We start from the raw sequence: 25764 nt of genomic DNA on the forward strand, positions 1-25764 counted from the left end.
TCCCCTTACGCAGCAGTTGCAGCGCGGCTATTGTGCAAGGTAGAGAAATACACGTCTTCTAAATTAGCTGGCGCTTGTTCGAACCCTTCTGGCGGCGTGTCGGCCATTACATGAATAACGTGCTTACCGGCAATTAAACGGGCAGAAATGATATTCAGGCTCTGCTCAAGTTCGCGGTACTCATCTTGACTCACCTGCTTGCGCCAAATGCGTCCCGCCAGTTCTGTGGTGAGACTAATAGGGTTACCTTCTAATAAAATTTCTCCCTGCCCTAGCACGGCCATTTTCGGGCAAAGTTCTGATACATCATCAACAATGTGTGTAGAGAGTATAATAACCTTCTCTTCACCTAAGCTTACTAACAAGTTGTGAAAGCGATTGCGCTCTTCAGGGTCGAGGCCAGCGGTAGGCTCATCCACAATAATAAGATCGGGGTCGCCCAATAATGCCTGCGCAATACCAAAGCGCTGACGCATACCTCCAGAATAACCACTTACTGCTTTGTCTCTGTGCTGCCACAAATTGGTGTGAACCAACAAGCTTTCCACCGCGTCTTTACGCTCGGCTTTGCTGCTAATTCCCTTTAACACGGCTAGATGGTCTAGCAGCTTCTCTGCACTAATGCGCGGGTACACCCCAAAGTCTTGCGGTAAGTAGCCAAGGCATTGTCGCAACCCGTTAGGATCGGCAAGCACATCAATACCATTAAATTGGATAGAACCTGTATCAGGTGTTTGAAGGGTAGCGATTGTTCGCATTAAAGAGGATTTGCCGGCACCATTAGGGCCAAGTAACCCAAACATTCCCTTGGGAATTGATAGGTTGATGCCGTTAAGGGCTTTAACTCCATTGGGGTAAGTTTTGGTGAGACCGCTAATGTTGAGCATGATCATTCCTTTGTAGTAATTGTTAGTGAAGCGTTCTTTTTATTTGTTGTTCAAATTCTAAACTACGCCTAAATAATGCACCTGTTAACGCGAAACTTGTAACAAAGTGAGAAAAGAATGAATTTGGCCATGCAACATTGGTAAAATTGCAAATTAAAAATAAGAAATATTTACAGCTTTATTGGGAAAAATACTCACCATCGACCTGTGCTAGTTGTGCAATAGCATAAAAAGATGGACTTCCTTTTTATTACACCATCGCTCTACAGGCCTCACTGCGGCTACATTTCATACAATAATTTAAGCAACTTTTTAAAGTAGGCCTATGCTTTGCACCTTCAATTGTGAACTCACAAAATGAAGGGATACATTATGTTACGTTGGGCATTAATATTTTTAGTTGTTGCAATAGTTGCTGCCGTTTTAGGATTTGGTGGAATTGCAGGTTCTGCGGCCGGTATCGCCAAAATTATATTTGGTGTTTTCTTAATCTTACTGGTTGTATCACTCGTGATGAACATGGTGAGAGGCAAGTAGACAACCGCAAGCCGAGCGATGGGTTTAATTACCCATCGCAGCTTGCGATAGCTGTTTCTCACAAACTTTCTACATCTCATTTCTCACCAGTAAGTTTCACTACAAAGTTTTCACTACCAATTTAAGGAGAATATTATGAGTGACAAATTAATTACGACCGTAGGCATTGGCCTTGCCGCTGCATCAGCAGGCATGCTTGCCAGAAAAACACTTCAAAAATCGTGGGAAAAAGTGACAAACGAACCTGCCCCTAAAGACAAAGGAAGTGAAAATACCGATCTTCGAGAAGCCGTAACTTGGGCAGTGGTATCAGGCATTGGTGCAGGCGCCGCAAGAATGGCGGTTCAATACGCGTTGGATAAACGCAACTCCAAGTAGTTCTGCTTTTTGTTCATACTCAAAACCACGATCCGAAAAACGTAAGAGAAAGATTGTGGTTAATTTGAGCCTCTGCTGAAGAAGCACCGGGCGAATGAATGTAGTTATTCATATATCCCATTTCAACGCGCCATGTGTCGTTAAGTTGATAAGCGGGGCCCGCATAGAATCGATTTTGATCAAACCCACTTGCTTGCCCCCACTGAGTATCATTTAGCGTAACGAATAGCTCATCCCACACAACAAAAGACCACTTGTCGCCTAGCGGCTTTTCCCAACGAACAAATTGTCTAATTCTATGGCCTACGTCGTCACCTTGGTCGTTGCGATAGCGCTGCTCAAGACGGGTTCGTGCAGACACGTTGCCGCCTAAAAATGGTCGAAGCGAGTAGGTTGCTTGCTGCCAAAGACGGTCTTCTTCTACAGTACCGGCTTCTGAATCTATCGTGATTCTAGCGACACCTAACCACAACGTGAGGTCGTCAGACATACGATAACCAATGCTGGGGCGAAATATCGACACACCCAGTTGAGAAGCATCGTCTTTAAATCGCAGGTGCCCATCAAACCAAAATTGCAGGTCGCCCGCTTTATCAGCGTTACCGGCAAGGGCAACAGCATTCCAAGATTGAAAATCGTTTGTTGTTGCATGCGATTCAGCGGTGCACATCAGCAGTAATGATAAAGCGGTAATAGTGGTTATTATATTTTTTATCGTGCGCATAGAAACCTCGGTGTGATGAGCTTTATAGTGCTTAAATGAGAGGTAGCGCGATATGAAGTATTTCATATCGCGCTAATAGCGAGGTTTAATTTGATGATGGGTTATAAGGAAGTGACGACTGATGAGCGACAATACGCAAATCACCTTCGCTGTCTTTCACGTACGCAAATGTATATTCCACTTTGGTTTCGCCACCTGTGGTGTCAGTGAAATAATAATTACCCATTGCAACAGCCATACGGCAGCTATTATTGATAATTCCCACGTTGTCGAACTTCACTTTGGTATACGGCTTTATCGCAAAACCCTTATCTTCTTCGTAGGCATCGTTTCCACCTACGAAGTACGACAGTGCAGCATCAAAACTCGATCTAAACTGATCGTTGGCCGCTAGCGTGGGCTTAAATAAAACGCTGCTTAAATCATAGCCGTACATTTCCTGAATAAAATCAGCAGCTTCGTTAGAGTAATCACCTTTGTTAGAAAATACGCTGCCAATTCTAACAATGCCATCACCCCACATTTTCTGAGCATTCACTACCTCTCGTTCAGTAATACATTGGTTTGAATACAAAAGCACATCATCTGCGCTTTGAGACTTCATTGCAGCCGCGCTTTTGGTTGTGCCGTTACTCATTTGGGGTTTTGCCACAGCAGCGCAGCCAGTCGCGATAATCACTGAAGCAGTTAAAAGAGTAGCTTTCATTATTGATTGAGGACGTATTTTCATGAGTAAACTCCCACCTAAATAGCATTGAATAATACAAGGCAAGTCGCTTTGTATTTGATGCTATTAAGCATATACATCTATGGTTAAGAGTACTTTTACTGAACATTAAAAACAGATTAACAGCAGGTGGGCATTAAACGGTTTACTCTAAAGGGATTAAAGCGATAGGAACCAAAAACCAGATACATTTATAAAAGCTTATTCATGGTTTTCTCTAATAATCTTTGCATTTTTTTACCGGCAGCAGGAAGCAAACTTGCATCTGCATTAGGCACAGATACCTGCGCGCTAACGGTGAACTCTCGACCGCCTTGGTAATACGGGACACATACATGTGCAAGCACTACCACCTCTGTGGTACCGCGAGTTTCACTTGGCCCCCACCCTATTTTTTGAAATACACGCCATTCCCCCTGAGTTGCTTCGTCTAAAATGACTTTGGCGCTTTTACTTGTGCTTGTACTTGTACTTGTGCCTTTATTAACCTGAATACTGTTAGCAATTGCATGCTGCAGCATGACTGAGATCCCAGCACTCATACCTGCAAAGCGTTTATTACCTAATGAATTTCCGTCACCATAGAAAAGCGTTTTAACATCAGCGGCCTCAAGAGCAGAATGCTGAGTAAGTGGGTCGCGCTCATGGCTGGCCAGTCGCTTTAAAAACTCCGCTTGTGCCAGCGTTGTCATCGGCTTGTTGCCTGTTAATCCGCAGCTCTCGCAGCGATAATTTACATACCCTGGGTCATCCGCTGCGTTCAAATAGGGCCGTAATTCCGCACGCTTCATGCCATTAAGCATTTGCCACTCATACGAATTAGGCTTGTAGGCGCTAGGCCCATAAGCGCCTCGAAAAAATATGTTTGGTGTTGAAAGCTTTAACCAATCATCATAAAACAGCGCGCTGAGATTATCTCGGCCGGCAATATTGGCAAACAAAGTGGCGAGTTCATTTGAGTTGCTTATTGAGGTACCAAAGGCTTCATAAGTATATATAGAGGTGATCATATCAGCAACATAGGTGCTGCCAATTTGTGCCTGCGCCCCTAAGCCCTGTTCACGTAATTTTGCAACAGCGCCAGTAAAGGCAAATATCTTCGATGAACTCCACGGCTCATAAAGGGTATTGTGACTATTATCGTTACTTAAATAACGATACGCCAACGCATCCTCTGCCTGAGCAAAATCTACGATGAGAACACGCCCCTCTTGCTCTGGAATATCAAAGAATTCCGTTTGATGAGCGATACGCTCTTCCCATCCGTATTGCGCGTAATTAACTTCACTTGAGGTTTTAAAACCTGCATCTGCATTAGCTACCTTGCATTGTTCCTGTCGGTTAATCTGGTTCGCTGGTAAAAAAGGTGCCACGTTCATCACTTCATTTGAAAAACGTGCGTCATCGCTCGGGCTAAATGCTAATGCTGTGGATGAGGCTTTATCAACTGGTTGAACGGAAGAAAAGCAGGCGCTGAGCAAGGCTAAGGCAACACAACATACGGCGAACTTAAACACCATATCCACATATTTTGATGAAGCTGGGCTGCTTACCTTCTTTAAGGGGGTCAAAGTATAGTCTTCGCTAATAGTTTCTCAGTTGTATAAATCTTGCTGGTTTCACCATTGAAGTCAATAAGGGCTTTTAAACTGTAAAACATGTTGGCTACTGAAAGAGGCGACATTATGTGCTTGTAAACTACAAAGCTAGCGGACTAAAACTTACCAAACATAGCTAGGTTGTAAAAATGGTGAATTATGTGTGCCTCGTAAAAAAACCTGTTAGGCTTAGCACTTAGTAGCTAAGGAGGGCTGTCTATTCAATTGTGTCTCTCTGCTATATTAATCATCTTCGAGAGGTCACATGAAAGCAAGTTATTGGATAATTCTCATCATTGTCACATCCGCGTTAGCCTTTGCGGTTGGTCGTAATACTGCGCAACAAGCAACACCAAATTCAGATAGAGTTACTGACTCAAAAAGCACGTCCAACGATAAAGAATCGTCACTAGAGGCAAAAAACACGCTTAGTGTTAATCACAATGCCGCAGATAAATTATTGTCGAATCTGTCCGAAAGCTCCCCTAGTTCAATGGAAGATATTACTGCTGAAGTGGGCGAACTATTAGCTGCGATAGAAGAAAACCCTAGACAAGCAAAGCCAATTCTAAAACTGGTTGCATTACTAGAAGCATTATCTACCGAAGAACTATTAGCGTTAGCTCCGTGGTTCGAAAATAGCGATGAATTTCAACGAAATAAGCTCTATCAGATTATGACTGCGCAATTGATAGAAAAAGCCCCTGAACAAGCATTAGCTTTCGCAGAGCATTACAACCCAATGCCAGACTTTCCAAATTACTCAGCATTCATTAAGGCACAAATTGCTGAAAAAAGACCTGACCTAGGCTTTGAGTATTTAAACCAAATGCTTGAGTTTGCTCACGAAGACATCGATTTAAGCGCAAACTCCACTTTGTTAAATGTGCTAGCTAAAGCCGATTTACCGCAGTTAATAGATACCCTCGAAATGTTTAAAGATATGGGAGTCAGCCTTAAAAATAGTTTGACTTCGATAGGCTTTGAATTGGAAACAAGCGAAGAACATCTAAACCTATTTAATGAACTAAGGCGCTTAGATGATATGTCGATATTAAAGTCGGCGATTATTGATTGGGTGAAAATAGACCCTACCGCTTTATTTGAACGCTTAAATCAGATTGAAGATATCGCTGAGCGCGAAAATTTGGAACAAACCGCTTTTTACTTTTGGATGAGCGATTCACCGGAAGATGCCGCAAACCATTTTTTAGCAAATGCTTCAAATGAAGTTAAGACGCTAAAAGATATTATGCGAGCATGGCCAAACAAAAGAGCCGATGATGCCTTAGCGTGGATATCCGAACAAAGTAATATTGATACTAATCGCTTTAAAATTGATTTCTTAAAAAAACTGAGCTATTCCGAGCCGGAAGTTGTGCAATCCCACCTAGCTGATATCAACTTAAATGACGACGAAAAAATAGATTTCTATCGTAATCTATACAATAGCTTTAAGAGCAAAAGTAGCAAAGAGGCGGAGCAGTTTCTAAATACCCTTTCATTTAAGGATGAAATACTCGATGTAGCGGCAGAGAACGAAAACTCTGGTAATAACCGAATCGCTAAAATTAATCAGGCTTTTAACAAATATTTTGACTTCAAATATAAGAAGGCTTTTGCGCTTGCCTTAGGGGACAATGGAGCCTACGCATACTTCTATGTGGTTAATAAACCCTCTCAACATGAAGCCAACCAGCTAGCACTTAGTCAATGTGAACAGTACCGGTATAAACATAACGTTAGTAATAAATGTGAGATTTATGCTGAAGGCGATGTGAGAATGTTTAATTTGGTGCCATAAAGTCCAGAGGTAAAAAAGTTAAGTCGGAACTTTTTTATAACCTAATAAACAAATCTACAGCTGCCGCGACATCCATTGCAGTAACTATGACATGGCCCCTGCCGCTATGATAGAAAACGCATCAATCACTCGGCATTTTTTTGACAACTTTAGACATCTGTGACAGCTTAAGTTTTTGATTTTAAATAACAGAACCTGTCCCCATCACCGTGAAAAAGGAATTTCAAATGAATAAAAAGCTCTCCAGCATTTTGATTGGCATAGTATTGAGCCTTAGCTTTCACGTAAATGCTAAAGTACGAGGCAATGCGGAAGTTATAACGATAACCTCAGAAGTACTGAATGAGTCACGAGATTTGCTTATTCACCTACCCAACAATTATGCACGCTATAAAGACACCACCTACCCTGTTTTATATTTGCTGGACGGTCAGCGCAACTTCGCACATACCGTTGGTACGCTAGACCTGCTGAATCAGTCTGGTATGGCGCAGGAAATGATTGTTATAGGCATTACAAACACTGAACGAGCAAGAGATTTCACACCTACTTATGATGAAAGCTATAACGAGTGGGGAGTATCAGGTGGCGCAGACAACTTTTTAGATTTTCTAGAACAAGAGCTAAAGCCTTATGTTGCATCGAACTATCGTACCAACAACTACGCAATTATTGCTGGGCATTCGTTAAGCGCTTTATTCACTGTATACGCTTTGCATGAACGGCCCGAAATGTTTCAAGCCTACTTCGCTTTTAGCCCAAGTTTGTGGTGGCACGACAAAGTGATATTTCCAAAAGCAGAAAAGTTTTTCAATGCCGATAGCGATCTCAATAAATACCTTTATGTAAATATGGGCAGCGAAGGTGGGCATATGCTTAGTACATTTGAACGGTATTCTGAGCTATTGAAAAACAGCACGCGGAATGGATTTGCCTTTGATGCTGAATTAGATACGTCTGAAAGCCACAATACAACGGCCCTTGCAGGTATGAGCTTGGCCCTTCAAAAGCAATTGAACTCGCTACGCCCTTCAGGCTCACTAATACAAAAAGGCCTTCCTGCGATACAGCAGTACTACAAAGACCTTTCTCAAAAATATAACTTTCAAGCAAAACCAGAATATAAAGCGGTAAATCACGCTGGCTATGCCGCGCTGAAGCAGCAAGACTTTGAATCTGCCATTGCGATTTTCAAGAAAAACGTATCAAGTTTTCCAAACAAAGCAGATGCCTACGACAGCTTGGCAGATGGATATGAGGCAAAAGGCGATTTAGCTATGGCGCTTGAAATGAGAGAGAAAGTTTTGGTAATGAGCTATAAAGAGAATGTTGAAAATGGTGCCTATAAGACGCGGTTAATTAATTTACGCAAGAAAATAAAGAACGGAGAGGAGGGATAAATAGTTTTGGCTATTTGTTACTTATTTTAACGACTATTGCGGGCGCAAAACGGACATAAGCTAAAACAGCCTTAATAGTTCTCTAAAGACAAACAACGGACATTCAAGACTCTCTGCTCTTGATTCCGATATTTGCCAGAAGTGGTCATTACACATTGTTTGATTGTTACTTCGGCTCCACGCCCAAAGCGGACTCAACAACTTTTCTGTTTGAACGGTAAACTTGGTGGCAAATAATACGTTTCAGCGAACCTGTCCTCAGCAGGTTTCATCACGAATAATTTAACTTCGTTCTGACCCCGATTGTAATTGCTGTTAATTTTCATCATCTAAACAGTCGTGGACTATAGACCGAGGCTCTTGGACAAGAGAGAAGGAGTAGCAGTTCAACTTATTGTTTCGCTACTTCAAGTAAAATTAAATATTTAAAATCATAGATATGCAGTAAGTTTTCTACGCTGATTTTGTTACTGAAAGGAAGCTGAGCTGTCGACTGTAATTTGGGCGACAGTTTGTATATTTCCTTTGCAATATACTGCTGTAATCATTAGCAACTGATTTAGAGTCATAAAACAGTGATTGAACAAAACATTGGCTTAAAACCGATCAATTATGCCGATATAAAGGAATTGAATCTAAATGGTGCTAAATATTGCTATTTGGAGGCGGGCAATGGGCCGTTGGTCATCTTAGTTCACGGATACCCTGACAATGCATATAGCTGGGAGCACCAGATTCGATTTCTGAGTCAGAATGGTTATCGGGTAGTAGCCCCCTTTACCCGAGGTTATGCGCCAACTCAAGTGAGTGCAAACAGTTTCTTTGATAGAGCAACGCTGGCTCTAGACATACTCACATTGGCAGATTCACTAGATGATGGTCAAGACACCTTCTTGATAGGACAAGACTGGGGAGCTGCAATCAGTTACGGCGTACTAGGTGCATTTCCTGAAAGATTTAAGAGAGCTATGATTATGGCTGTCCCCCATCCATCGGAAATTAAACGCACTCTCAGAAAACATCCTAAACATTGTATTCGTTCTTTTCATTGGTTTTTGTTTCAGTTACCCGTGATACCTGAACTTATCATTCGGTCGACCAAGGGTTGGTTCCTAAAGTTTTTGTGGCGACTTTGGTCCCCAGATTTTAAAGACAGAGAGCATGTTGATCAGGTTGTGGAAAGCATGCGTTGGGGACAATCATTTGAACATACTTTGGCCTATTACCGTTCAGCGATTCAGAAAAAGTATCGCGACCCAAATCTGGCCAAACTGTTTGAAAAGCTAGATAACCCAATTCTTACCCCTACCAAGGTGCTATGCGGAGAGTGTGATATGCGCAAAGAGATGCTTCCGCGAGCAAAGGAGTTTTTCACCAATGAAGCAGACTATCAGTGGGAGTTAATACCAAACTCTGGCCATTTCCTGCATAGAGAAGAGCCAGAGCTGGTAAACCAGAAAATACTAGATTGGATAAGCCGTTAACATTTTTGAGACAGAAAATTGGAACTAAAAGGGGTTAGAGTTAATTTATGTGAACCACTTTTACCGTTTTGAATTCGTCAACGACCTTCTGCTGTGCCGATACAGCGAGTCAATAAACTAGCATCTCGAAGGTCTTTAAGTCGTGAGTCAACTTTGTAAAAGAACATAATAGGTCTGTTCTTAACACAGCTCAAAATATGAACGATCACTATCCGTCACATACCTTTGTGACACAAAAAAGGCGAACCAAACGGTTCGCCTCTCAAATCAGTATCAGTACTTCGACACCAACCTACCCCTCAATATAACTCTCTATACTTGGGCAAGAACAAATTAAGTTACGGTCGCCGTATACGTCATCAATACGGTTAACCGTTGGCCAGAATTTGTTTCTGTGTACTTCTGGTGCTGGGTACGCCGCTAGCATGCGGTCGTAGCTGCGGTTCCAGTCGCTGTCACAGATGTCAGCTAGCGTGTGCGGTGCATTGTGCAGTGGGTTATCTGTTGCATCCCACTCGCCGCTTTCCACTTTCGCTATTTCTTGGCGAATACTAATCATGGCATTAATGAAACGGTCTAACTCGTATTTCGCTTCAGACTCCGTTGGCTCTACCATTAATGTGCCTGCCACTGGGAAGCTCATTGTTGGTGAGTGGAAACCGTAGTCGTTTAAGCGCTTAGCAATGTCTAGCTCGGTTACGCCACTGGCTTCTTTTAGTGGGCGAAGGTCGATAATACATTCGTGGGCTACACGGTCGTTGTTGCCTTTGTAAAGTATTTCAAAGTGCCCTTCTAGCTTCTTAGCCACGTAGTTCGCGTTAAGAATGGCCACTTCAGTTGCACGGCGTAGGCCTTCGCTACCCATCATTTTGATGTACATGTAGCTGATAGGCAAAATAGACGCACTACCCCATGGTGCACCGCTTACTGCGCCGCAGTCTTTACCCGCAGTTTCTACGTTAATCACGGTGTGATTAGGTAAAAACGGTGCAAGGTGCGATTTAACGCCAATTGGCCCCATACCTGGGCCGCCACCACCGTGTGGAATGCAGAACGTTTTGTGCAAGTTAAGGTGCGATACGTCTGAGCCAATGAAGCCTGGTGATGTAATACCCACCTGCGCATTCATGTTAGCGCCGTCCATGTAAACCTGGCCGCCGTGCTCGTGAACGATGTCACATATTTCTTTAACCGTTTCTTCGTAAACACCGTGGGTAGACGGGTACGTGATCATTGCGCACGATAGGTTGTCGCCCACTTCTTCCGCTTTTTTGCGAAGGTCGTTAAGGTCTACGTTACCGTTTGAGTCACACGCTACTACCACTACTTTTAGGCTAACCATTTGCGCAGACGCTGGGTTAGTACCATGAGCAGAACTTGGTATTAAGCATACGTTTCTGTGGCTGTCGCCGCGGCTTTCATGGTAACGCTGAATAGCCAATAGGCCAGCATATTCGCCCTGTGCACCTGAGTTAGGCTGCATAGAAAGTGCGTCGTAACCCGTTACATCAATGAGCCACTCAGCTAATTCTGCAATCATTTCTTGATAGCCTACGGCTTGATCAAGTGGCGCAAACGGGTGCAATTGCCCAAATTCGGCCCAGGTTACGGGTATCATTTCTGCCGTCGCGTTTAGCTTCATGGTGCAAGAGCCCAATGAAATCATTGAATGGTTTAATGCCAAATCTTTGTTTTCAAGGCTTTTGATATAACGCAGCATTTCAGTTTCAGAGTGATACTTATTGAACACTTCGTGAGTCAAAATGTCGCTAGTACGCACTAACTCTTCTGGAATAGACTTAACGCCTTGTGTAGTTACTTCTGCGTCTAGGTCTTCAACACTTAAACCGTGATCATCACCTAAAATAACGTTGAATAACGCAAGAATGTCTTCGCGAGTAGTAGTTTCATCTAACGCTACGCCTACTGCACCGTCTAAATCTGAACGTAAGTTCATGCCATTGGCATAGGCTTTTGCGAGTACGTCTTCTTTGTTTTCAACCATTACAGTGAGTGTATCGAAGTACGTGCTGTGCTTAAGGGCTACGCCTTTGCTAGCGCCTTTTTGTGTAAGGCCGGTAGCAAGTATGTCAGCAAAACGGTGAATGCGCTCGGCGATGGTTTTTAAGCCCTGCGGGCCGTGGTATACGGCGTAAAAACTTGCCATGTTGGCAAGTAATACCTGCGCGGTACAAATGTTTGAGTTCGCTTTTTCGCGGCGAATGTGTTGCTCGCGAGTTTGCAGTGCCATACGCAGTGCTGGGCGATTGCGTGTGTCTTTACTTACACCAATAATACGCCCTGGCAATGAACGCTTGTAGCTCTCACGGGTGGCGAAGAAAGCAGCATGAGGACCGCCATAGCCCATTGGTACACCAAAGCGCTGCGCACTACCTAGTGCAACGTCTGCGCCTAGTTCGCCAGGCGACTTAAGCATAACTAAGCTCATTAAGTCTGCCGCTACTGCCACAATCCCTTTTTTCGCTTGTACGGCGGCAATAATGTCAGAAATATCTTTAATTTCGCCCGTGCTAGTTGGGTATTGTAGAAGCGCACCGAACACATCGTGCTCTGCGGCTTCTTCTGCAGGGCCAGTCACAATTTCAAAACCAAACATTTCTGCGCGAGTTTGCACAACGTCTAGTGTTTGTGGGTGCACATCGTCAGACACAAAAAAGATATTCGCTTTTTTGTTTTTCGATACACGCTTGGCAAGGCCCATCGCCTCGGCTGCTGCTGTGCTCTCATCTAGCAATGATGCAGATGCTAGCTCTAAGCCTGTTAAATCGATGGTTACTTGCTGGAAGTTCAAAATAGCTTCTAAACGCCCTTGCGCAATCTCTGGCTGATAAGGCGTGTACGCCGTGTACCAACCTGGATTTTCTAGCACATTACGCAAAATAACGTTCGGTACATGGGTATCGTAGTAACCCATTCCGATAAACGAACGGTTAATTTTGTTTTTCGCCGCAACCGCTTTCAACTCACTTAATGCTTCAACTTCTGTCGCACCTTCGCCGCATTTTAATGGTTCTGGTAGCGCAATACCTGCCGGTACGGTTTGCTCAATTAAATCATCTAATGAGCTAGCACCAATGGCAGACAGCATTTCTTCAATTTCGCCTTTACCCGGGCCAATATGACGACGGATAAACGTATCTTTTTGCTCTAATTGAGCCAATGTAGGAGAAGTATTCGACATAACGTTGTTAAGCACTCTTAATGGTTGCCGCAAGGGCGTCGTTAAATCTAAAAGTTAAAAAGGGGCTGAATAATATTCATGCCCCTTTTTCAACTGTGTATCTTTCTATCAGCGTAACGAATTACTCTTCGTCAATACTGTTTTCATAACCTTCTGCGTCAAGCAAGCTTTCTACTTCTGCAGGGTCTTCCGCTTTAATCTTAAACATCCAGCCTTCGCCGTATGGGTCAGAGTTTACTAGCTCTGGCGAGTCTTCTAGGTCTGCATTAACTTCTATTACTTCACCCGTAATTGGCGTGTAAACATCAGAAGCCGCTTTAACCGACTCAGCAACACACACGTCGTCGCCAGTAGTTACCGCGTCACCCACATCAGGTAGCTCAACGAAAACCATGTCGCCAAGTAAACCTTGTGCGTGCTCAGAAATACCTACAGTAAAAACACCGTCGCCTTCAGAGCGAACCCATTCGTGGGTAGCGGCATAACGTAAATCAGTTGGGATGTTGCTCATAATCGTTCCTATTAATCTTTGTCAATTTTACAAACTTGAGACGTAAACTTATAAAACACTTTTTCCGTTGCGAACAAAGGAGGGCTTAACCACTTTTACTGTAACCCACTTTTTGCGCATTTCCACTTCTACTGTGTCACCCACATTGCTAGGTACTCGTGCCATGGCAATAGAGTGGCCTAAAGTGGGTGAAAACGTACCTGAAGTGATAACCCCCTCGCCGCTGTCTGTTTTTACTTTTAGGCCGTGGCGCAGTACGCCTTTTTCAGTCATTACCAAGCCAACGAGCTTGTCGGTACCTGTTTCACGCAATGCTTCAAGGGCTTTTCTGCCAACGAAGTCTCTGTCTGCTGGCTCCCAGGTAATTGTCCAGCCCATGTTAGCGGCAAGTGGCGATATAGTTTCATCCATATCTTGACCGTAAAGGTTCATGCCAGCCTCTAAACGCAATGTATCTCGTGCGCCTAGGCCGCATGGCTTAACGCCTGCATCTAACAAGCTTTGCCAAAAGCTTGACGCTTGCGCCGTTGGCACCATAATTTCGTAGCCCGCTTCACCGGTATAGCCTGTTGTTGCAATGAAAAGGTCTTCAGCTTGTACACCAAAGAACGGCTTCATGCCGGCTACTGCTTCTTTTTGGGCCGCGCTGAAAAGCGTTGCCGCTTTTTCTTTTGCATTCGGGCCTTGCACTGCAATCATCGCGAACTCAGAACGTTCGTTGATGGTTACGTCAAAACCTTCCGCTTTGCTCAACAGCCAGTTCATATCTTTTTCGCGAGTGGCTGAGTTAACTACTAGGCGGTAATTAGTTTCGTCAAAGTGATACACGATAAGGTCATCAACAACCCCACCCTCTTCATTCAACATACCGCTATAAAGGGCTTTGCCTTTGTCTTTCAGCTTGGCAACGTCGTTTGCCAAAAGGTATTGAAGATACGCTTTTGCCTGCGGGCCTTTCGCGTCAACAATGGTCATATGAGACACATCAAACATACCGGCGTCTTGGCGCACGGCGTGATGTTCTTCAATTTGAGAACCATAATTAATCGGCATATCCCAGCCGAAAAAGTCGACCATTTTGGCACCAGCTTCTAGGTGCTTCGCATGTAGGGCGGTGGTGTTGGACATTCCACTTTACTCTTGTTGAAAGATAGAAAACGATGATGAGTATAGATAGGTAACAATCGCGTAACAAATTGATAATTCTTATCACTACATTTGAAAACCTGATGTAGATACTAGATAACATCAGAAAAGGTTATATTCATAAAGGGGGGAAGAAGAGCTTTAGAAGAGCCTTCGAGGAGAACCTGTTGAGCCAGATTAAAGAGAGTTTACAGAGCAGGTTTGCCAATAAGGGAAAAGTAGAGAGCGCAAAATAAAAAACGCTACATATTGATGCAGCGTTTTATTGAGAATGCGTGAATACGATGCAGCTTAACTGTCGACGTTTTGGGCCTGCTGGCGCGACTCTAGCTCTACGGTAAGCTTTTCGGAAATGCGGCCTCGTAACGCCTCATCTTGATTAGCGGCAAGAGAAATTTCACGGTATTTCTGCATGGCTATACCGCTGTCGGAAATCGCGGTTTGCATTTTGTCTCTGGCTTCTTGCTGGAGATCTTTGGCCTTTGCCTGATCGTCAGTGGCCTGAATTTCTGCTTGATACTTCTGCCCTATTAACTGAACTGTTAAATAGGCATCAACAAACTGATCTACCTGCTTTTCAGAAATTTGCACCTGTTGTGTGGCGCTCTGCTGTTCTTGAGCTTTTACGGCTTGTGTATTTGTTTCCTGTGCAATGGCTGCACCTGCACTTAGTCCTGCGGTTAAGGCGGCGGTGAGCAATGTTGTCTTAATAAGCTTCATTAAAGCTCCTTGTCATTTCGTGAATGTCAATTAACCCGATGAGCTGTACCCTTTAAAAAATAAAGCCATAAACATATTGTTTAAATACAAGCCACCTAGCCAATTGTTGGTAACTGTGGTTTTGCCAGTTGCAGTTTTTGACAGTTACAATACGTCGGGCAATGGCGAGTTTCAAAAGTTCAAATACTAAGGGCAAAGTTTTCGATACTTTTTTTGGCCACGCACATTCGCCACTCGTTCTCACCACCGCCCTTTCGCTTAACAAATTGCCACTCAACAAGACAGCCACTTAACAAAACTGCGCTTCACCAAGCTAACCGCTTACCAAATTTGCTTTTTACTTCCCCAAATAGCGTAGTAGCCAATAAAGCAATAGCAAGGCAACATAATAGCGTAGGCATGCTGCCCGCCTACCCACTCACTTGCACCGCCATATACCATTGGCAATATGGCGCCACCGGCTATTCCCATAATAAGTAGCGCAGAGCCTTGCGCGGTATATTTACCTAAATTATTGAGAGCCAGCGGCCAAATTGCAGGCCATACTAACGCGTTAGCAAAACCCAACAGTGCGATAAGCGCTACGCTGTTTGGCAATACCTGAATTCCAGCCCAGCCCCATAAGGCATCTGAAATTGAAGTACTTGTATCTGATGCAAACAAAATGGCGCAGGTGAATAGCACACCAGTAACAGCAGAGCCAAGCAGCGCCGCCTGCTGAGAGAATAACCGAGGAATACACACCAAACCAATGGCATACCCAATTACCATAGCTACCATTGTGTACGAGGTTAACGTTGTCGCGTTATCAACACCAAGGGATGAACCGTACAAACCTATTGTGTCGCCAGCCACTACCTCTACCCCTACGTAAAAGAATAGACTGACTGCGCCCAACACCAAGTGAGGGAACTGCAAAATACGTTTGTCAGCTTGCGGGGTATTAAGGCTACTGTCTACATTGCAAGCCTGCTCAGAATTACCTTCCCCAATGGCGGGTAAATTAATTTTTGTAAAACCCAGCGCAAGCACTGCAAGCGCAATAGCCATTCCTATGTAAGGCTGTATAAGAGACACCGACATATCGTTAATTAGCGCCGCCCGCTCTTGCTCTGCCATTGCAGATAGCATTTCCTGATTCACATCAGGTAAGCCATTTAGCACTAGCGCGGTAAATATAATGGGTGCTAATACGCCAGCGGCCTTGTTTAAAAGCCCCATAAACGCTATTCGCGCAGCCGCGCTTTCTTCACTGCCTAATCGCACGATAAAAGGGTTAGAGGCGGTTTGCAGTATGGTTAACCCACTGCCCACAACAAATTGCGCGAGTAAAAATATGGGAAACCATGCGCTTAGGGCGGCAGGTACAAACAGCGCACACCCAAGAGCAATAATACCCAACCCTAAACTCATGCCCTTTTGATAGCCTGTTTTCTCAAGTATTTTCGCCATCGGTAGCGCCATCACCACGTAGGCAATGTAAAAACAAAAGGCAATAAGCAAGGCTTGAATTTCAGTGAGTTCGCACACCATTTGTAAAAATGGAATAAGCGCACCGTTAAGCCAGGTGATAAAACCAAATATAAAAAACAGTAGCCCAATACTTACTATTGGGGTGTAGCGCGCTAGGCCGCTTGGCGGCGCCACGCTTGTTTGGGCATGTAGGGTCATATTATGCTCTCTTTAAGATATTGCCGTGCTGCCACACTTGTTTAAGGTGAAGCTGCTCATCAAGTACAACAAAATTAGCGGCAGCCCCTGTTACTAACTGCCCAATGTTACGCTGAGTGCGAGTGAAGCAAGACGCCGTGGTACTTGCCATTACACTGGCACTTTTTAGCGTGATGCCTAAATCATTAACGCAATGACGTAGCGCCGAGTGCATATCTAAACAGCTGCCGGCTAATGTGCCATCGGGTGTGGTTAACTTCTCCCCCGTTCGAGTGATCTCAGTATCAAAGAAGGCAACGGTGTCTTGTGCTCCCCCAACATGAGCCATGGCATCGGTGACAAGCATAATGCCCTCTTCCCCTTTTACTTTGCAGGCGAGTTCTGCCGACTTTTTATGAAGGTGTTGATGGTCAACAATCAGCCCGCAAACGGCATCAGATAAAAGTGCAGCACCTACCATGCCTGGCTCTCTAGAGGTTAATGGCGACATGGCATTAAATAAGTGGGTGAACCCAGTAGCACCAGCATCAAGGGCTTGCTGTACCACCTCATATGGCGCATTTGAATGGCCTAGCGCAACAATCACATTCTCTTTAACTAGGATTTGAACGACCTCAGGCGACACATTTTCGGGCGCCACGGTAACAATAACTTGGCCAATGTCTTTTCGCGTGTACACCGCCAACTCTTCATCAGAAATTGATCTGATATGAGCCGCTTTATGAACCCCTTTTTTCGCTACCGACAAATGCGGCCCTTCAAAATGAACGCCCATGATGGAGGGGTGATTTAAGCGTATAGCCTGCGATATAGCGTCGGCAGCGCTGCAAATGGTGGCAAAGTCATCGGTGATAAGCGTGGGAAACAAACTCGTAGTGCCAAATTGCGCATGGGCGTCAGCGATAATGTTTAAGCTTTCCAGTGTGGGGGCATGATTAAACATAACGCCGCCACCGCCATTCACCTGGGTATCTACGTAGCCAGGTATAACAGTACCTTCAATACGCTCGTCAACATTCACCATGCTAGCGAGGTGTTTACTATTTGCAGTCATTTCACTGCCGGTAGCGAATTTAGCAGCGTCGACAATGTCAGAAATAGTGCCGTCTTCAACAATAATCACCTGCTGCGTTTTCCATTCAGCGTTGACTAAGATTGAATCGACATAGATAGTTTTTTTCATTGTGTTTTCGTTACCTTATTAAGCCCTGGCGGCGTGTCTGGATTAAGCCCCATCTCCACCGCAATATGTTCAATATCTAAGTAGAAACGCTGCATTATTAGCAAGGGTAGCAAACGAGGGTGAAGGCCACTATCTGTAATCGCTCTAGCAGTAGTAATCGCTCTAGCAGTAGTAATCGCTCTGGCAGAAGTAATCGCGCTACCTGCGTTTATTTCAGTACATTGAGCGCCGCGGCCTATTACATCTCCAATAATGGCCCTGTGCAGTGCTTCACTTTCATCGTTAACAAGTAACGAAATTACCTTGAGTTGCTGCTCTACCAATGTGACTGGGCCATGGATAAACTCTGCGCTACTAAAAGCCTCGGCATGAATGCCTAACACTTCTTTTAGTTTAAGCGCCACCTCACGACCAATAGCATAGCCAAAGCCGCGCCCCAGTATAATGGTGTTTCGCGTTGCCCTTAGAAACTCAGTGGTTAGCTGCATGGGGGCGCTCACCACTGAATCTAAGCTAGCTGGCAATTGCTGTAGCGATGAAAGTAGTTCATCGTTTTTACCCCAGTGTCCGCACAAGTGTAACAGCGCAGACAGCGTCGCTAGATAGCTTTTAGTTGCGGCTACGGCTTTTTCTTCGCCAGCAGAGATGGGGATAACCGCATCGACCAAATGGGCTAGCGGCGACGTTTCATCGTTCACAATAGCAATAGTAAACGCACCGCCCTTTTTGGCAGATTCGGCTTGCCTTAAAATGTCTGGGCTTCTTCCCGACTGTGATATTACAAAAGCCACTGCGTTGTTTAGGTTTAATTGCTTATTAAATACCCCAGCAATACTAAGGGCTGCGCTACATACGGGTATACCCAGCTCAGTTTCAAATAAATATTTACCAAATACCCCAGCGTGATCCGAGGTACCGCGCCCAATAATGTAGATGAGTTGAGGGTTAATACTGCGAAGCTTATCGGCAATTCGCTTTACGTTGTCATCGTTGCTAGACAACTGATTCTGTATTACCAAAGGAGCTTCTCTGGCTTCTTTAGCCATAACTGAAGAATTCATTGTTCACCTGTTAAATGTGAGGATTGGAGATCGGAAAATCGAGTTTTAGCGAAAAATAGTGCGCCTTGCTGAGGCGATGACTTGCTCGATACAGTGCGCGCCTGTATATCGCTAGAAAGATGCTGAGAGTAGATGGTGCTTAATCCGCCAATCATGGCAAGCGAGCATTCGTTATTCGCTAACAGTACGTTCGCCACGCGCTCAAGGTAGTTTGCCCCCTCTTTAAACAGACTCACCACACTGTCTACCGACATATAAAGTAGTGGCAGCATCTGCTCTACCAGCGCGGCAAAGTGATGGGTGTTGTAGGTGGCACTAACGCTAACAATATCGTTTGCATTTTGTGTGTGAAGCGCCTTGCAAATTGTTGCCGACAGTTCGTCTTCTGGGCGTAAACCGTCTAAACAGAGCAAAGTATGCTGCACGGCTTTTAAGCCAAGCCATGCCCCGCTTGCCACATCGCCAATGGGGAATCCATGACCGCCAATGTCGGTAAACATACCGTTGTTCCAACATGTAGCCGACGACCCTGTTCCCGTGATAATTGCTGCGCCAGCTTGCCCATTGTGCGCCCCTAAACAGGCTGCGTGCAGGTCGCTAAGTACATGCATTTGGTGAAAAGGGTGTGACCAACATCTAAACTGTTCAGCCGCTTGCGCAATGTTAGCACCGGCAAGACCTGCGCCGACCACACATTGCTCTTTACCAATAGAGAGCCTTGATGCAGCAATCGCTTTTTCAATAGCCTCAATCATTGAGCGCTGTGCCAGGGCACTATCGCGCATAATATTGGCAGGCCCGCTGATACCTTCGCCAATTAGCATGCCATTGCTGTCTTCTAGACGAGCTCGGCACTTTGTACCGCCACCGTCTATTCCAATAAAAAATAAGTCAGATTTCATTCACATTTTCTCATGCGGGAATATGTCCCTAATTTTTAAAACAGCGCCTTCGATAATGACAGCGCTGTCATTTTTAACTAATAAAAACAACAAGTTAAGAGGCAAACTCACAACACTAAAGCTCGGCTATACGATTGTGTGCCTGCCACTTTTGTGCGCACGTGCACGCTGCTGTTAACAGGAAGAGGAAACGGCTGAGTAAATTCCCGCCATGTTTGTCCGTCGATATTGTACTCATTGACTAAACCAGGAAGCTGTTTCATTACAAGGTGTTGCTCTTTAATTGCTGCAGCAGGCGTAGGTACCCGCAGGTTAATGCCTTGCTTAACCAGTGCTGGAATATGCTGCGTGTAAAGCGCGTTTCGAAAATTTATCCAAGCTTTGTGGCGCTGGGTGTCTTTTTTATTAGCGTTGTCGGTGTTAAGCACGCTGCTCTGAGGGCGCTCGCTTTGCTGCAACTTGCTTTGCTGCCAGGCACTTTGATGCCAGGCTCGCTCGGCTAACGCCAGCAGTCGCGGAAACAGCATGTATTCCACTGCGTCTTGATTAACAGTGACTTCGCTCCAAAGCTGTCCCTGAATACCTATTACCGACGCGGTATTATTGTTGTCGGATGTTTCATAATCGTTGCCCATTCTGTTTTGCCAAATACTGCTGTGTTGCGGCAAATTTTCAGGCATAAAAGAAAAGATCTTTTCACTCGATGTCGCCTTTGAACCCCAATAGTAGCCAGGCTCATGGGGATGACTGGCGTAGGGAAAATCAAAATACAGCACATCTGGAAATGACAGCACTACCGGAATGTCTTCATTGGCAAAGTGGGCAACGGTATCGTTTCCACCAGCCGCTAAAAGATGCCACACATTGGTGTATGCGCTTTCGTTATCTAGGGTAGAGGCGGCTTTTTCCATGCCATCACTCCAGCCCCCTATTTCTAGCCCTGCCTTTGTGGCTAGTTGCTGCACTCGGGTGACAAACGCAGGCAGTATAGTGTCTGTATTTACTCCATTGGCCTGACATACCGGTGATTGTGTCCATGCGCCTGCCGTTTCATCCGCACCAATATGGAAGCGTTTAAGAGGCACATCTGCTGCTATATGTAGCGCCTTAATCTCTCGCATTACCGTATCGATAAACGTAAACGTGCTGTCTAAACACGGGTTTACCGTGTTGTCGGTATAAAACTGAACGCTTTCGTAGCGGGTGGTGTCGTCTTTATCTACCAAGAGATATTGTGCTGCGGCTTCTTTTTTACCGTCTTTCATTAAACGATGATATCGCGCGTTCATTGACACAATGGCAGCTCTGGCATGCCCCGGCATATCAAGAGAGGGAATAATTTCGATGCCGCGCTGATGGGCATAACGCACTAACTCAATGTAATCCTCTTTAGAGAGGTAACCATTTCCAACGGCACTTCTGTGCGGACCACTTCCTAACTGCGGCAGTAGGCATTGGGTTTCTGACAAATCGTGACAGCGGTATGCGCCAATATTGGTTAGTTCAGGCAGCGATCCTATTTCAATACGCCAGCCCTCATCATCACTAAGGTGCAAGTGCAGGGTGTTCAACTTATAGGTGAACATTTGCGTGATAACATTTTTTACTGCTTGCTTACCGGGAAAATGGCGCGCCACGTCCATATGCATGCCGCGAAAATCATATCGCGGTGAGTCTTTAATATAAGTGGCTGGAAATTCGTTATCACGGTGATTATAAAGCTGCATTAGTGTGAGCAGGGCGTAGTTTGCAGCAATGGTGTTATCTGCGGTTATCTCAATGCCGGTTTCGTTTACGACCAACTCATAGCCGTTATCTGCGTATTTTGCTTGTTCGGCAGTGCGAAGCCCAGATTGGCCATTAATTAACACCGACACCATCAAGCCCTCTGCATGCTGTTGTAGACCAAAAAATGCCATTTGTGCACGAGCAGGCGCCAGCAGTTCAGCATTCTTATCAGAAAATTGAATACCTGGTGTGGTTATGGCGTTGCCCGTATTTTCTTGTACCAATACATTTGGAATAACGCGCTGCGGTACATTAGGTAGTGAGTCAACTTTCTTTGAGTAAGCGCTTGCCGATAACGCTTCGCTTTGCAGCTTTTCATACGCATACTCGCTATCCATAAGCGGCATATTATCGATGGTGGCTCGCTTGTATTGCTCTTCATTTAGCCAATCTCCCGTGTGCTGGTTGATAAGCAGCCCGCTGCCTGGCTCTTTTACTCGAGTAGTAGCGGCAACAACGACAGGAGATAGCTCCCCTAAAGTAAGGTAGTAATTCGCCATAGCGTCTGAACGAGATGCGTGCCAAAACGGGGCAGCAACATCAACACTAACTGGCGTATTCGGAGGTACAGCTTTATTAAATGTTAACCGATGGAGGTCGCCATTTAAGTGTTCAATCGCGATATCGCTTGTGGAGGAGAAACCTCGAATTGGCGCGATATGGCTAAAATAAAGTGAGGTAGTTGCTGCAATGGTCTGCGCTTTAGCACGTAACTGGATGCGCGACGAGAAACAATCACCTTTTTGAATATAAGATTTACAAAATGTATCGTCGAGATTGCTCAGCACGTTGTAACTTACATCAAGGTGCTCTCCCAACGCATTTAACGCAGCTTGTTCGGGTTTGGATTTAGGGGCAGGCTCTGCCTTCCCCATCTTTACTGCTGCGTTGGCGTTAAGTGTATAACTTGCCAATAGCAACAATGATAAACCTAAGACACGTTTCACTATGTAATTCCTTGTTGTTTCGTTTGCTCTTTCAAGCCGCTCTTTGCACCTGCGTTCTCAAGCTGTTTTATAAGCCGCTACATCGACAATTGCAGGGGAAAAATGTTGGGGCAAGACAGATGCCCTGCCCCTCATTTTTAACGAACTCTTTTTCATGTTTTGTTCGGTAAAGTACTAATTCAAAAAGTACTAATTCAAAAAGTACAAGCTCGCTAAAGTTCTAATTAGCTATCAAAACCTCATGCTAGCGCCTACAAAGAAACGACGTCCATTAGCACTTTGCGTTCCACCCAGTCGCTTGCCATCACTTGAGCGAACATAATAGTTCTCCCAAATCTCATTGGTTAAGTTAAGGGCTTCAGCTTTAAGCGTAATGGTTTCGGTTATGTTCCAGCTAAACTGCGCATCAAGCTGAGATTGCTCGTCTCGGAATTGATCGCCAATTTCGGCTTGAGCAATAAAGTACTGTGAACGATAGTTGTAGTTCAGTCGTGCACTGTATAAGTCAGTTTCGTAGAACACCCCTACGTTAAACGAGTCTTTAGACGTATTTGGAAAGCTCACTGTACGCGAGGCTAACGTGGCCCCCGTTATGTTGCCGTCGGCATCAGTCACTGGCACAGCTTCGTCAACCTGTGCATCTGCTACGTCGGTGTAAGTGTAGTTAGCATAGCCACCAAACCCATTTTCAAACACGTGCTGCACTTGTACTTCAACACCGTCAATGCTGGTAGAGCCACCATTTTCAGGCGTTCTTAGCTGATTAATCTGCTGCCCATCAATCTCGCGAGACACGGTTTTAGTAAAGATAAAGTCATTAATATCTTTCTTAAATACCGTAATTGCTGCAATTGACGACTCGCTAAAGTACCACTCGGCACCTACTTCAAACTGATTGGCTGTTAACGGATCTAACTGTGGGTTACCGGCAGAACCTGAACTAGTTTCAGGTGTTAGGTTAACCGCTGGAGCGAGTTGGAACGGCGCCGGGCGGGTTAGCACTCGTGATGCCGCCATTCTTACTAATACGTCATCCGCTAAATCGTAAGATAGGTTAATGCTTGGCAGCCATTCGTTGTATCCGCCGTCAAACGAAACCGCTTCACCAGAATTTAAGTCGAAGCCATTAGACGTTGAGTCGGTCTCAACATAGCGTAAACCCATGTTACCTCTAAAGCCTTCACCGCTAAATTTAGCCATTACGTAAAGTGCAGTAATGTCTTCTTCTACATCAAAAGAAGCTTCAGGCAAGAAGCGGTCGGTAGTGCGGCACAACGTTGTTGCATCACCACTACATTCAGCAACGTTATAGAACGCGTTGTACATGCTGTCTTTATCTGGGAAGAAATAGCTTGCTGATACCGCATTGGTCTCGCTGTGAGAAACGTTAAGCATATCGCCAGTCCAAAAGTCTGACGCAGGCCCTAAACTTCCTTCGCCTACTGGCGCTAAATTGGCCAAATCAGTTCTGTAACGCGACTGTGAAAAACTTCTATCACGCCGTTTTACACCAGTTTTCACTTCGGTGATCGCGCCCCAATCTACTGAGTGCTCGTAATCAAACTGCACGTAGTTTTCAGTATCTTCTGTGCTGTTGAATTGATCGAATATACCGCCCAGCCACATTTCGTCAGTTGGGTTAGCTAGCCACGGACTTGCTGTTGTGAAGTCGATGTAAGGCGAATCACCGCCTGGATTATAGAAGTCGAACGCAGCACGAGGGTCGTTAGCATCTGCCCAGAACTCAGTGAAGAAATCGCGGTTTTCACCCTCACCCGTCGTGGTACCAATTTGGAAGTGCAGCACGCCGTTGTCGGTAAGGTAGTTACCTTCGATATCGATAATTTCAGTAGACATTTCTGAACCGTCGCGGAAAATATTATCATAAGCGATAAATCGAGCCCACGCTGGACGCTGCGGTAAGCCAGTGACATTAAGCGACTCTACAACGCCGTCGCTAACCGTCCCCTCGTTTGTATCGGTTCCCATGTAGGCAATACCGCGAAATGGAATACCGATAAGGTTTGAGTTGACGTTGTCTGCTTTAAGGGTGGAAGATAGATAGTGCACCGACATATCGAAGTTATCGGTTGGTGCCCATTGAGCGGTTACATCAAAACCAACGCGTTCGCGGTTTTGTTTAAATAAGGCAGACCCCATTCCCCACGGCAGTGCGCCTTTTTCCTGCGCTCCGCTTGGGGCTTCTATAAGAGGGTCGATACGCGCAATGCTAGGTCCAAACCAACCAAAGTCTTCGTTGGTTTCACGCTCTACGGTACGTTCTTGGTATGAGCCTGAAAACAAGATACCAAACGTTTCTTCTTCATTTTTCCAGCTGTATAAGCCCGACACTGATGGGTCTAACGCATCGGCAATATCACCGTACTGACCTTCAATAGATAATTGACCAGAGTTCGCGTCTAGGTCGAATGGCTTTCGAGTTTTAAGTATTACCGTTCCGCCTAATGCCCCCTCATCAATATCGGCTTGAGACGACTTGTACACTTCAAGCCCTGCAATCATTTCAGAAGCTAAAATTTCAAAGTTAAAATTACGAGTGGCATCGGATAGTACAAACCATTGCCCTGTACCAACCGCTTGACCATTCACTAAGGTCAAGTTTTGATCAGGCTGTACACCGCGAATTGTGACGCCCTGACCTTCACCAAAATCTCTGTCGATAGTAATACCTGGCACACGTGCTAGGGTTTCTGCCACGTTCTTATCGGGAAACTTGCCAATGTCTTCGGCTGTTATTGCATCGACAATTGCGTTTGAAAAACGCTTAGCGTTGATGTTTGCTTTTTGGCTGCCGCGAATACCCGTCACTTCTATTACTTCAGTGTGATTCTTTTTAGCTTGCTGTTGGTCGTCTTGCTGCTGTGCTAGTGCAACCGGCATTGTCATACCGCTTAATGCGCCCATTGTAATGGCGAGGCGAATGCTTCTCGTGAGTTTGCTTTGTTGATTTTTGTACATGGTTTTAACCTTCTCTCAGCCAAAATGACAACGCTGTCATTTATTATAATAATAAAATGACAGGCGCTGTTTTCTGCATATATTTAAAGATGACAACGCTGTCATTAGGTGTTAA

19 protein-coding genes are annotated in these 25764 nt (G+C 44.9%); 5 read left to right on the forward strand and 14 right to left on the reverse strand.

Annotated features, from left to right (window positions below; translation table 11 throughout):
* Nucleotides 1-5: 5 nt before the first annotated feature.
* Nucleotides 6-887: an ABC transporter ATP-binding protein gene (locus AC27HD_RS08735; RefSeq protein WP_487105138.1), complete on the reverse strand. Its 882-nt coding sequence runs from the start codon at nt 885-887 to the stop codon at nt 6-8.
* Between the two features lie 372 nt (nt 888-1259).
* Here AC27HD_RS08735 and AC27HD_RS08740 point away from each other — a divergent pair, with 372 nt between their 5' ends.
* Together AC27HD_RS08740 and AC27HD_RS08745 are read left to right on the forward strand one after the other, a co-directional pair.
* Entirely contained in the window at nt 1260-1424 is a 165-nt protein-coding gene (locus AC27HD_RS08740; RefSeq protein WP_032097534.1) for a DUF1328 domain-containing protein, read from the forward strand.
* Nucleotides 1425-1559: 135 nt separating this feature from the next.
* A complete protein-coding gene (locus AC27HD_RS08745; RefSeq protein ID WP_487105140.1) occupies nt 1560-1802 on the forward strand; it encodes a DUF4235 domain-containing protein in 243 nt (80 codons plus the stop codon).
* Nucleotides 1803-1821: 19 nt separating this feature from the next.
* Here AC27HD_RS08745 and AC27HD_RS08750 read toward each other — a convergent pair whose 3' ends face one another.
* The 3 genes from AC27HD_RS08750 to AC27HD_RS08760 all read right to left on the reverse strand — a co-directional run bounded on the left by AC27HD_RS08750 (nt 1822) and on the right by AC27HD_RS08760 (nt 4824).
* Complete coding sequence (locus AC27HD_RS08750) at nt 1822-2526, reverse strand: DUF2490 domain-containing protein (protein WP_487105142.1); 705 nt, start codon at nt 2524-2526, stop codon at nt 1822-1824.
* An 85-nt stretch (nt 2527-2611) separates the two neighbouring features.
* Nucleotides 2612-3256 (reverse strand): phosphoribosyl-AMP cyclohydrolase, encoded by a 645-nt coding sequence (locus AC27HD_RS08755; protein ID WP_487105144.1) that lies wholly within the window; start codon nt 3254-3256, stop codon nt 2612-2614.
* Nucleotides 3257-3444: 188 nt separating this feature from the next.
* A complete protein-coding gene (locus tag AC27HD_RS08760; RefSeq protein WP_487105146.1) occupies nt 3445-4824 on the reverse strand; it encodes a hypothetical protein in 1380 nt (459 codons plus the stop codon).
* A gap of 292 nt (nt 4825-5116) precedes the next feature.
* On the opposite strand from AC27HD_RS08760, the gene AC27HD_RS08765 reads away from it, so the two are divergent.
* The 3 genes from AC27HD_RS08765 (at nt 5117) to AC27HD_RS08775 (ending at nt 9539) form a co-directional block, all read left to right on the forward strand.
* The gene (locus AC27HD_RS08765; RefSeq protein ID WP_487105148.1) at nt 5117-6655 is read left to right on the forward strand and encodes a hypothetical protein; all 1539 of its coding nucleotides are present in this window, start codon (nt 5117-5119) and stop codon (nt 6653-6655) included.
* Between the two features lie 227 nt (nt 6656-6882).
* A complete protein-coding gene (locus AC27HD_RS08770; protein WP_487105149.1) occupies nt 6883-8055 on the forward strand; it encodes an alpha/beta hydrolase-fold protein in 1173 nt (390 codons plus the stop codon).
* A 575-nt stretch (nt 8056-8630) separates the two neighbouring features.
* Nucleotides 8631-9539 carry an alpha/beta fold hydrolase gene (locus AC27HD_RS08775; protein WP_487105151.1) on the forward strand — a complete coding sequence of 303 codons (909 nt, stop codon included), beginning with the start codon at nt 8631-8633 and terminating at the stop codon, nt 9537-9539.
* Nucleotides 9540-9831: 292 nt separating this feature from the next.
* Here AC27HD_RS08775 and gcvP read toward each other — a convergent pair whose 3' ends face one another.
* The 10 genes from gcvP to AC27HD_RS08825 all read right to left on the reverse strand — a co-directional run bounded on the left by gcvP (nt 9832) and on the right by AC27HD_RS08825 (nt 25649).
* Nucleotides 9832-12741: an aminomethyl-transferring glycine dehydrogenase gene (gene gcvP, locus AC27HD_RS08780; RefSeq protein WP_032097527.1), complete on the reverse strand. Its 2910-nt coding sequence runs from the start codon at nt 12739-12741 to the stop codon at nt 9832-9834.
* Between the two features lie 121 nt (nt 12742-12862).
* Complete coding sequence (gene gcvH / locus AC27HD_RS08785) at nt 12863-13252, reverse strand: glycine cleavage system protein GcvH (protein ID WP_032097526.1); 390 nt, start codon at nt 13250-13252, stop codon at nt 12863-12865.
* 48 nt (nt 13253-13300) lie between these two features.
* Nucleotides 13301-14380, reverse strand: coding sequence for a glycine cleavage system aminomethyltransferase GcvT (gcvT, locus tag AC27HD_RS08790; protein ID WP_487105154.1), 1080 nt, complete (start codon nt 14378-14380; stop codon nt 13301-13303).
* A 309-nt stretch (nt 14381-14689) separates the two neighbouring features.
* A complete protein-coding gene (locus AC27HD_RS08795) occupies nt 14690-15118 on the reverse strand; it encodes a DUF4168 domain-containing protein (RefSeq protein WP_487105156.1) in 429 nt (142 codons plus the stop codon).
* A 321-nt stretch (nt 15119-15439) separates the two neighbouring features.
* Entirely contained in the window at nt 15440-16789 is a 1350-nt protein-coding gene (locus tag AC27HD_RS08800; protein WP_487105158.1) for a sugar MFS transporter, read from the reverse strand.
* 1 nt (nt 16790) lies between these two features.
* Complete coding sequence (gene nagA / locus AC27HD_RS08805) at nt 16791-17972, reverse strand: N-acetylglucosamine-6-phosphate deacetylase (RefSeq protein WP_487105160.1); 1182 nt, start codon at nt 17970-17972, stop codon at nt 16791-16793.
* Nucleotides 17969-19033, reverse strand: coding sequence for a glucosamine-6-phosphate deaminase NagB-II (nagB-II, locus tag AC27HD_RS08810; protein WP_487105162.1), 1065 nt, complete (start codon nt 19031-19033; stop codon nt 17969-17971). The genes nagA and nagB-II overlap by 4 nt, the downstream gene beginning before the upstream one ends.
* Nucleotides 19030-19935 carry a glucosamine kinase nucleotide-binding domain-containing protein gene (locus AC27HD_RS08815; RefSeq protein WP_487105164.1) on the reverse strand — a complete coding sequence of 302 codons (906 nt, stop codon included), beginning with the start codon at nt 19933-19935 and terminating at the stop codon, nt 19030-19032. Before AC27HD_RS08815 ends, nagB-II begins: the two co-directional genes overlap by 4 nt.
* Before the next feature lie 107 nt (nt 19936-20042).
* Nucleotides 20043-22670: a family 20 glycosylhydrolase gene (locus AC27HD_RS08820; protein WP_487105166.1), complete on the reverse strand. Its 2628-nt coding sequence runs from the start codon at nt 22668-22670 to the stop codon at nt 20043-20045.
* Nucleotides 22671-22901: 231 nt separating this feature from the next.
* Nucleotides 22902-25649 (reverse strand): TonB-dependent receptor, encoded by a 2748-nt coding sequence (locus AC27HD_RS08825; protein WP_487105168.1) that lies wholly within the window; start codon nt 25647-25649, stop codon nt 22902-22904.
* Between the last annotated feature and the right edge of the window lie 115 nt (nt 25650-25764).

The organism is Alteromonas sp. 4NS20-0143, assembly GCF_057542855.1.

What these genes read in the sequence shown, in the direction of transcription:
- AC27HD_RS08735 (WP_487105138.1), bottom strand. Translation starts at nt 887, where the DNA reads ATGCTCAACATTAGCGGTCTCACCAAAACTTACCCCAATGGAGTTAAA.
- AC27HD_RS08740 (WP_032097534.1), top strand. Translation starts at nt 1,260, where the DNA reads ATGTTACGTTGGGCATTAATATTTTTAGTTGTTGCAATAGTTGCTGCC.
- AC27HD_RS08745 (WP_487105140.1), top strand. Translation starts at nt 1,560, where the DNA reads ATGAGTGACAAATTAATTACGACCGTAGGCATTGGCCTTGCCGCTGCA.
- AC27HD_RS08750 (WP_487105142.1), bottom strand. Translation starts at nt 2,526, where the DNA reads ATGCGCACGATAAAAAATATAATAACCACTATTACCGCTTTATCATTA.
- AC27HD_RS08755 (WP_487105144.1), bottom strand. Translation starts at nt 3,256, where the DNA reads ATGAAAATACGTCCTCAATCAATAATGAAAGCTACTCTTTTAACTGCT.
- AC27HD_RS08765 (WP_487105148.1), top strand. Translation starts at nt 5,117, where the DNA reads ATGAAAGCAAGTTATTGGATAATTCTCATCATTGTCACATCCGCGTTA.
- AC27HD_RS08770 (WP_487105149.1), top strand. Translation starts at nt 6,883, where the DNA reads ATGAATAAAAAGCTCTCCAGCATTTTGATTGGCATAGTATTGAGCCTT.
- gcvP (WP_032097527.1), bottom strand. Translation starts at nt 12,741, where the DNA reads ATGTCGAATACTTCTCCTACATTGGCTCAATTAGAGCAAAAAGATACG.
- gcvH (WP_032097526.1), bottom strand. Translation starts at nt 13,252, where the DNA reads ATGAGCAACATCCCAACTGATTTACGTTATGCCGCTACCCACGAATGG.
- gcvT (WP_487105154.1), bottom strand. Translation starts at nt 14,380, where the DNA reads ATGTCCAACACCACCGCCCTACATGCGAAGCACCTAGAAGCTGGTGCC.
- AC27HD_RS08795 (WP_487105156.1), bottom strand. Translation starts at nt 15,118, where the DNA reads ATGAAGCTTATTAAGACAACATTGCTCACCGCCGCCTTAACCGCAGGA.
- AC27HD_RS08800 (WP_487105158.1), bottom strand. Translation starts at nt 16,789, where the DNA reads ATGACCCTACATGCCCAAACAAGCGTGGCGCCGCCAAGCGGCCTAGCG.
- nagA (WP_487105160.1), bottom strand. Translation starts at nt 17,972, where the DNA reads ATGAAAAAAACTATCTATGTCGATTCAATCTTAGTCAACGCTGAATGG.
- nagB-II (WP_487105162.1), bottom strand. Translation starts at nt 19,033, where the DNA reads ATGAATTCTTCAGTTATGGCTAAAGAAGCCAGAGAAGCTCCTTTGGTA.
- AC27HD_RS08815 (WP_487105164.1), bottom strand. Translation starts at nt 19,935, where the DNA reads ATGAAATCTGACTTATTTTTTATTGGAATAGACGGTGGCGGTACAAAG.
- AC27HD_RS08825 (WP_487105168.1), bottom strand. Translation starts at nt 25,649, where the DNA reads ATGTACAAAAATCAACAAAGCAAACTCACGAGAAGCATTCGCCTCGCC.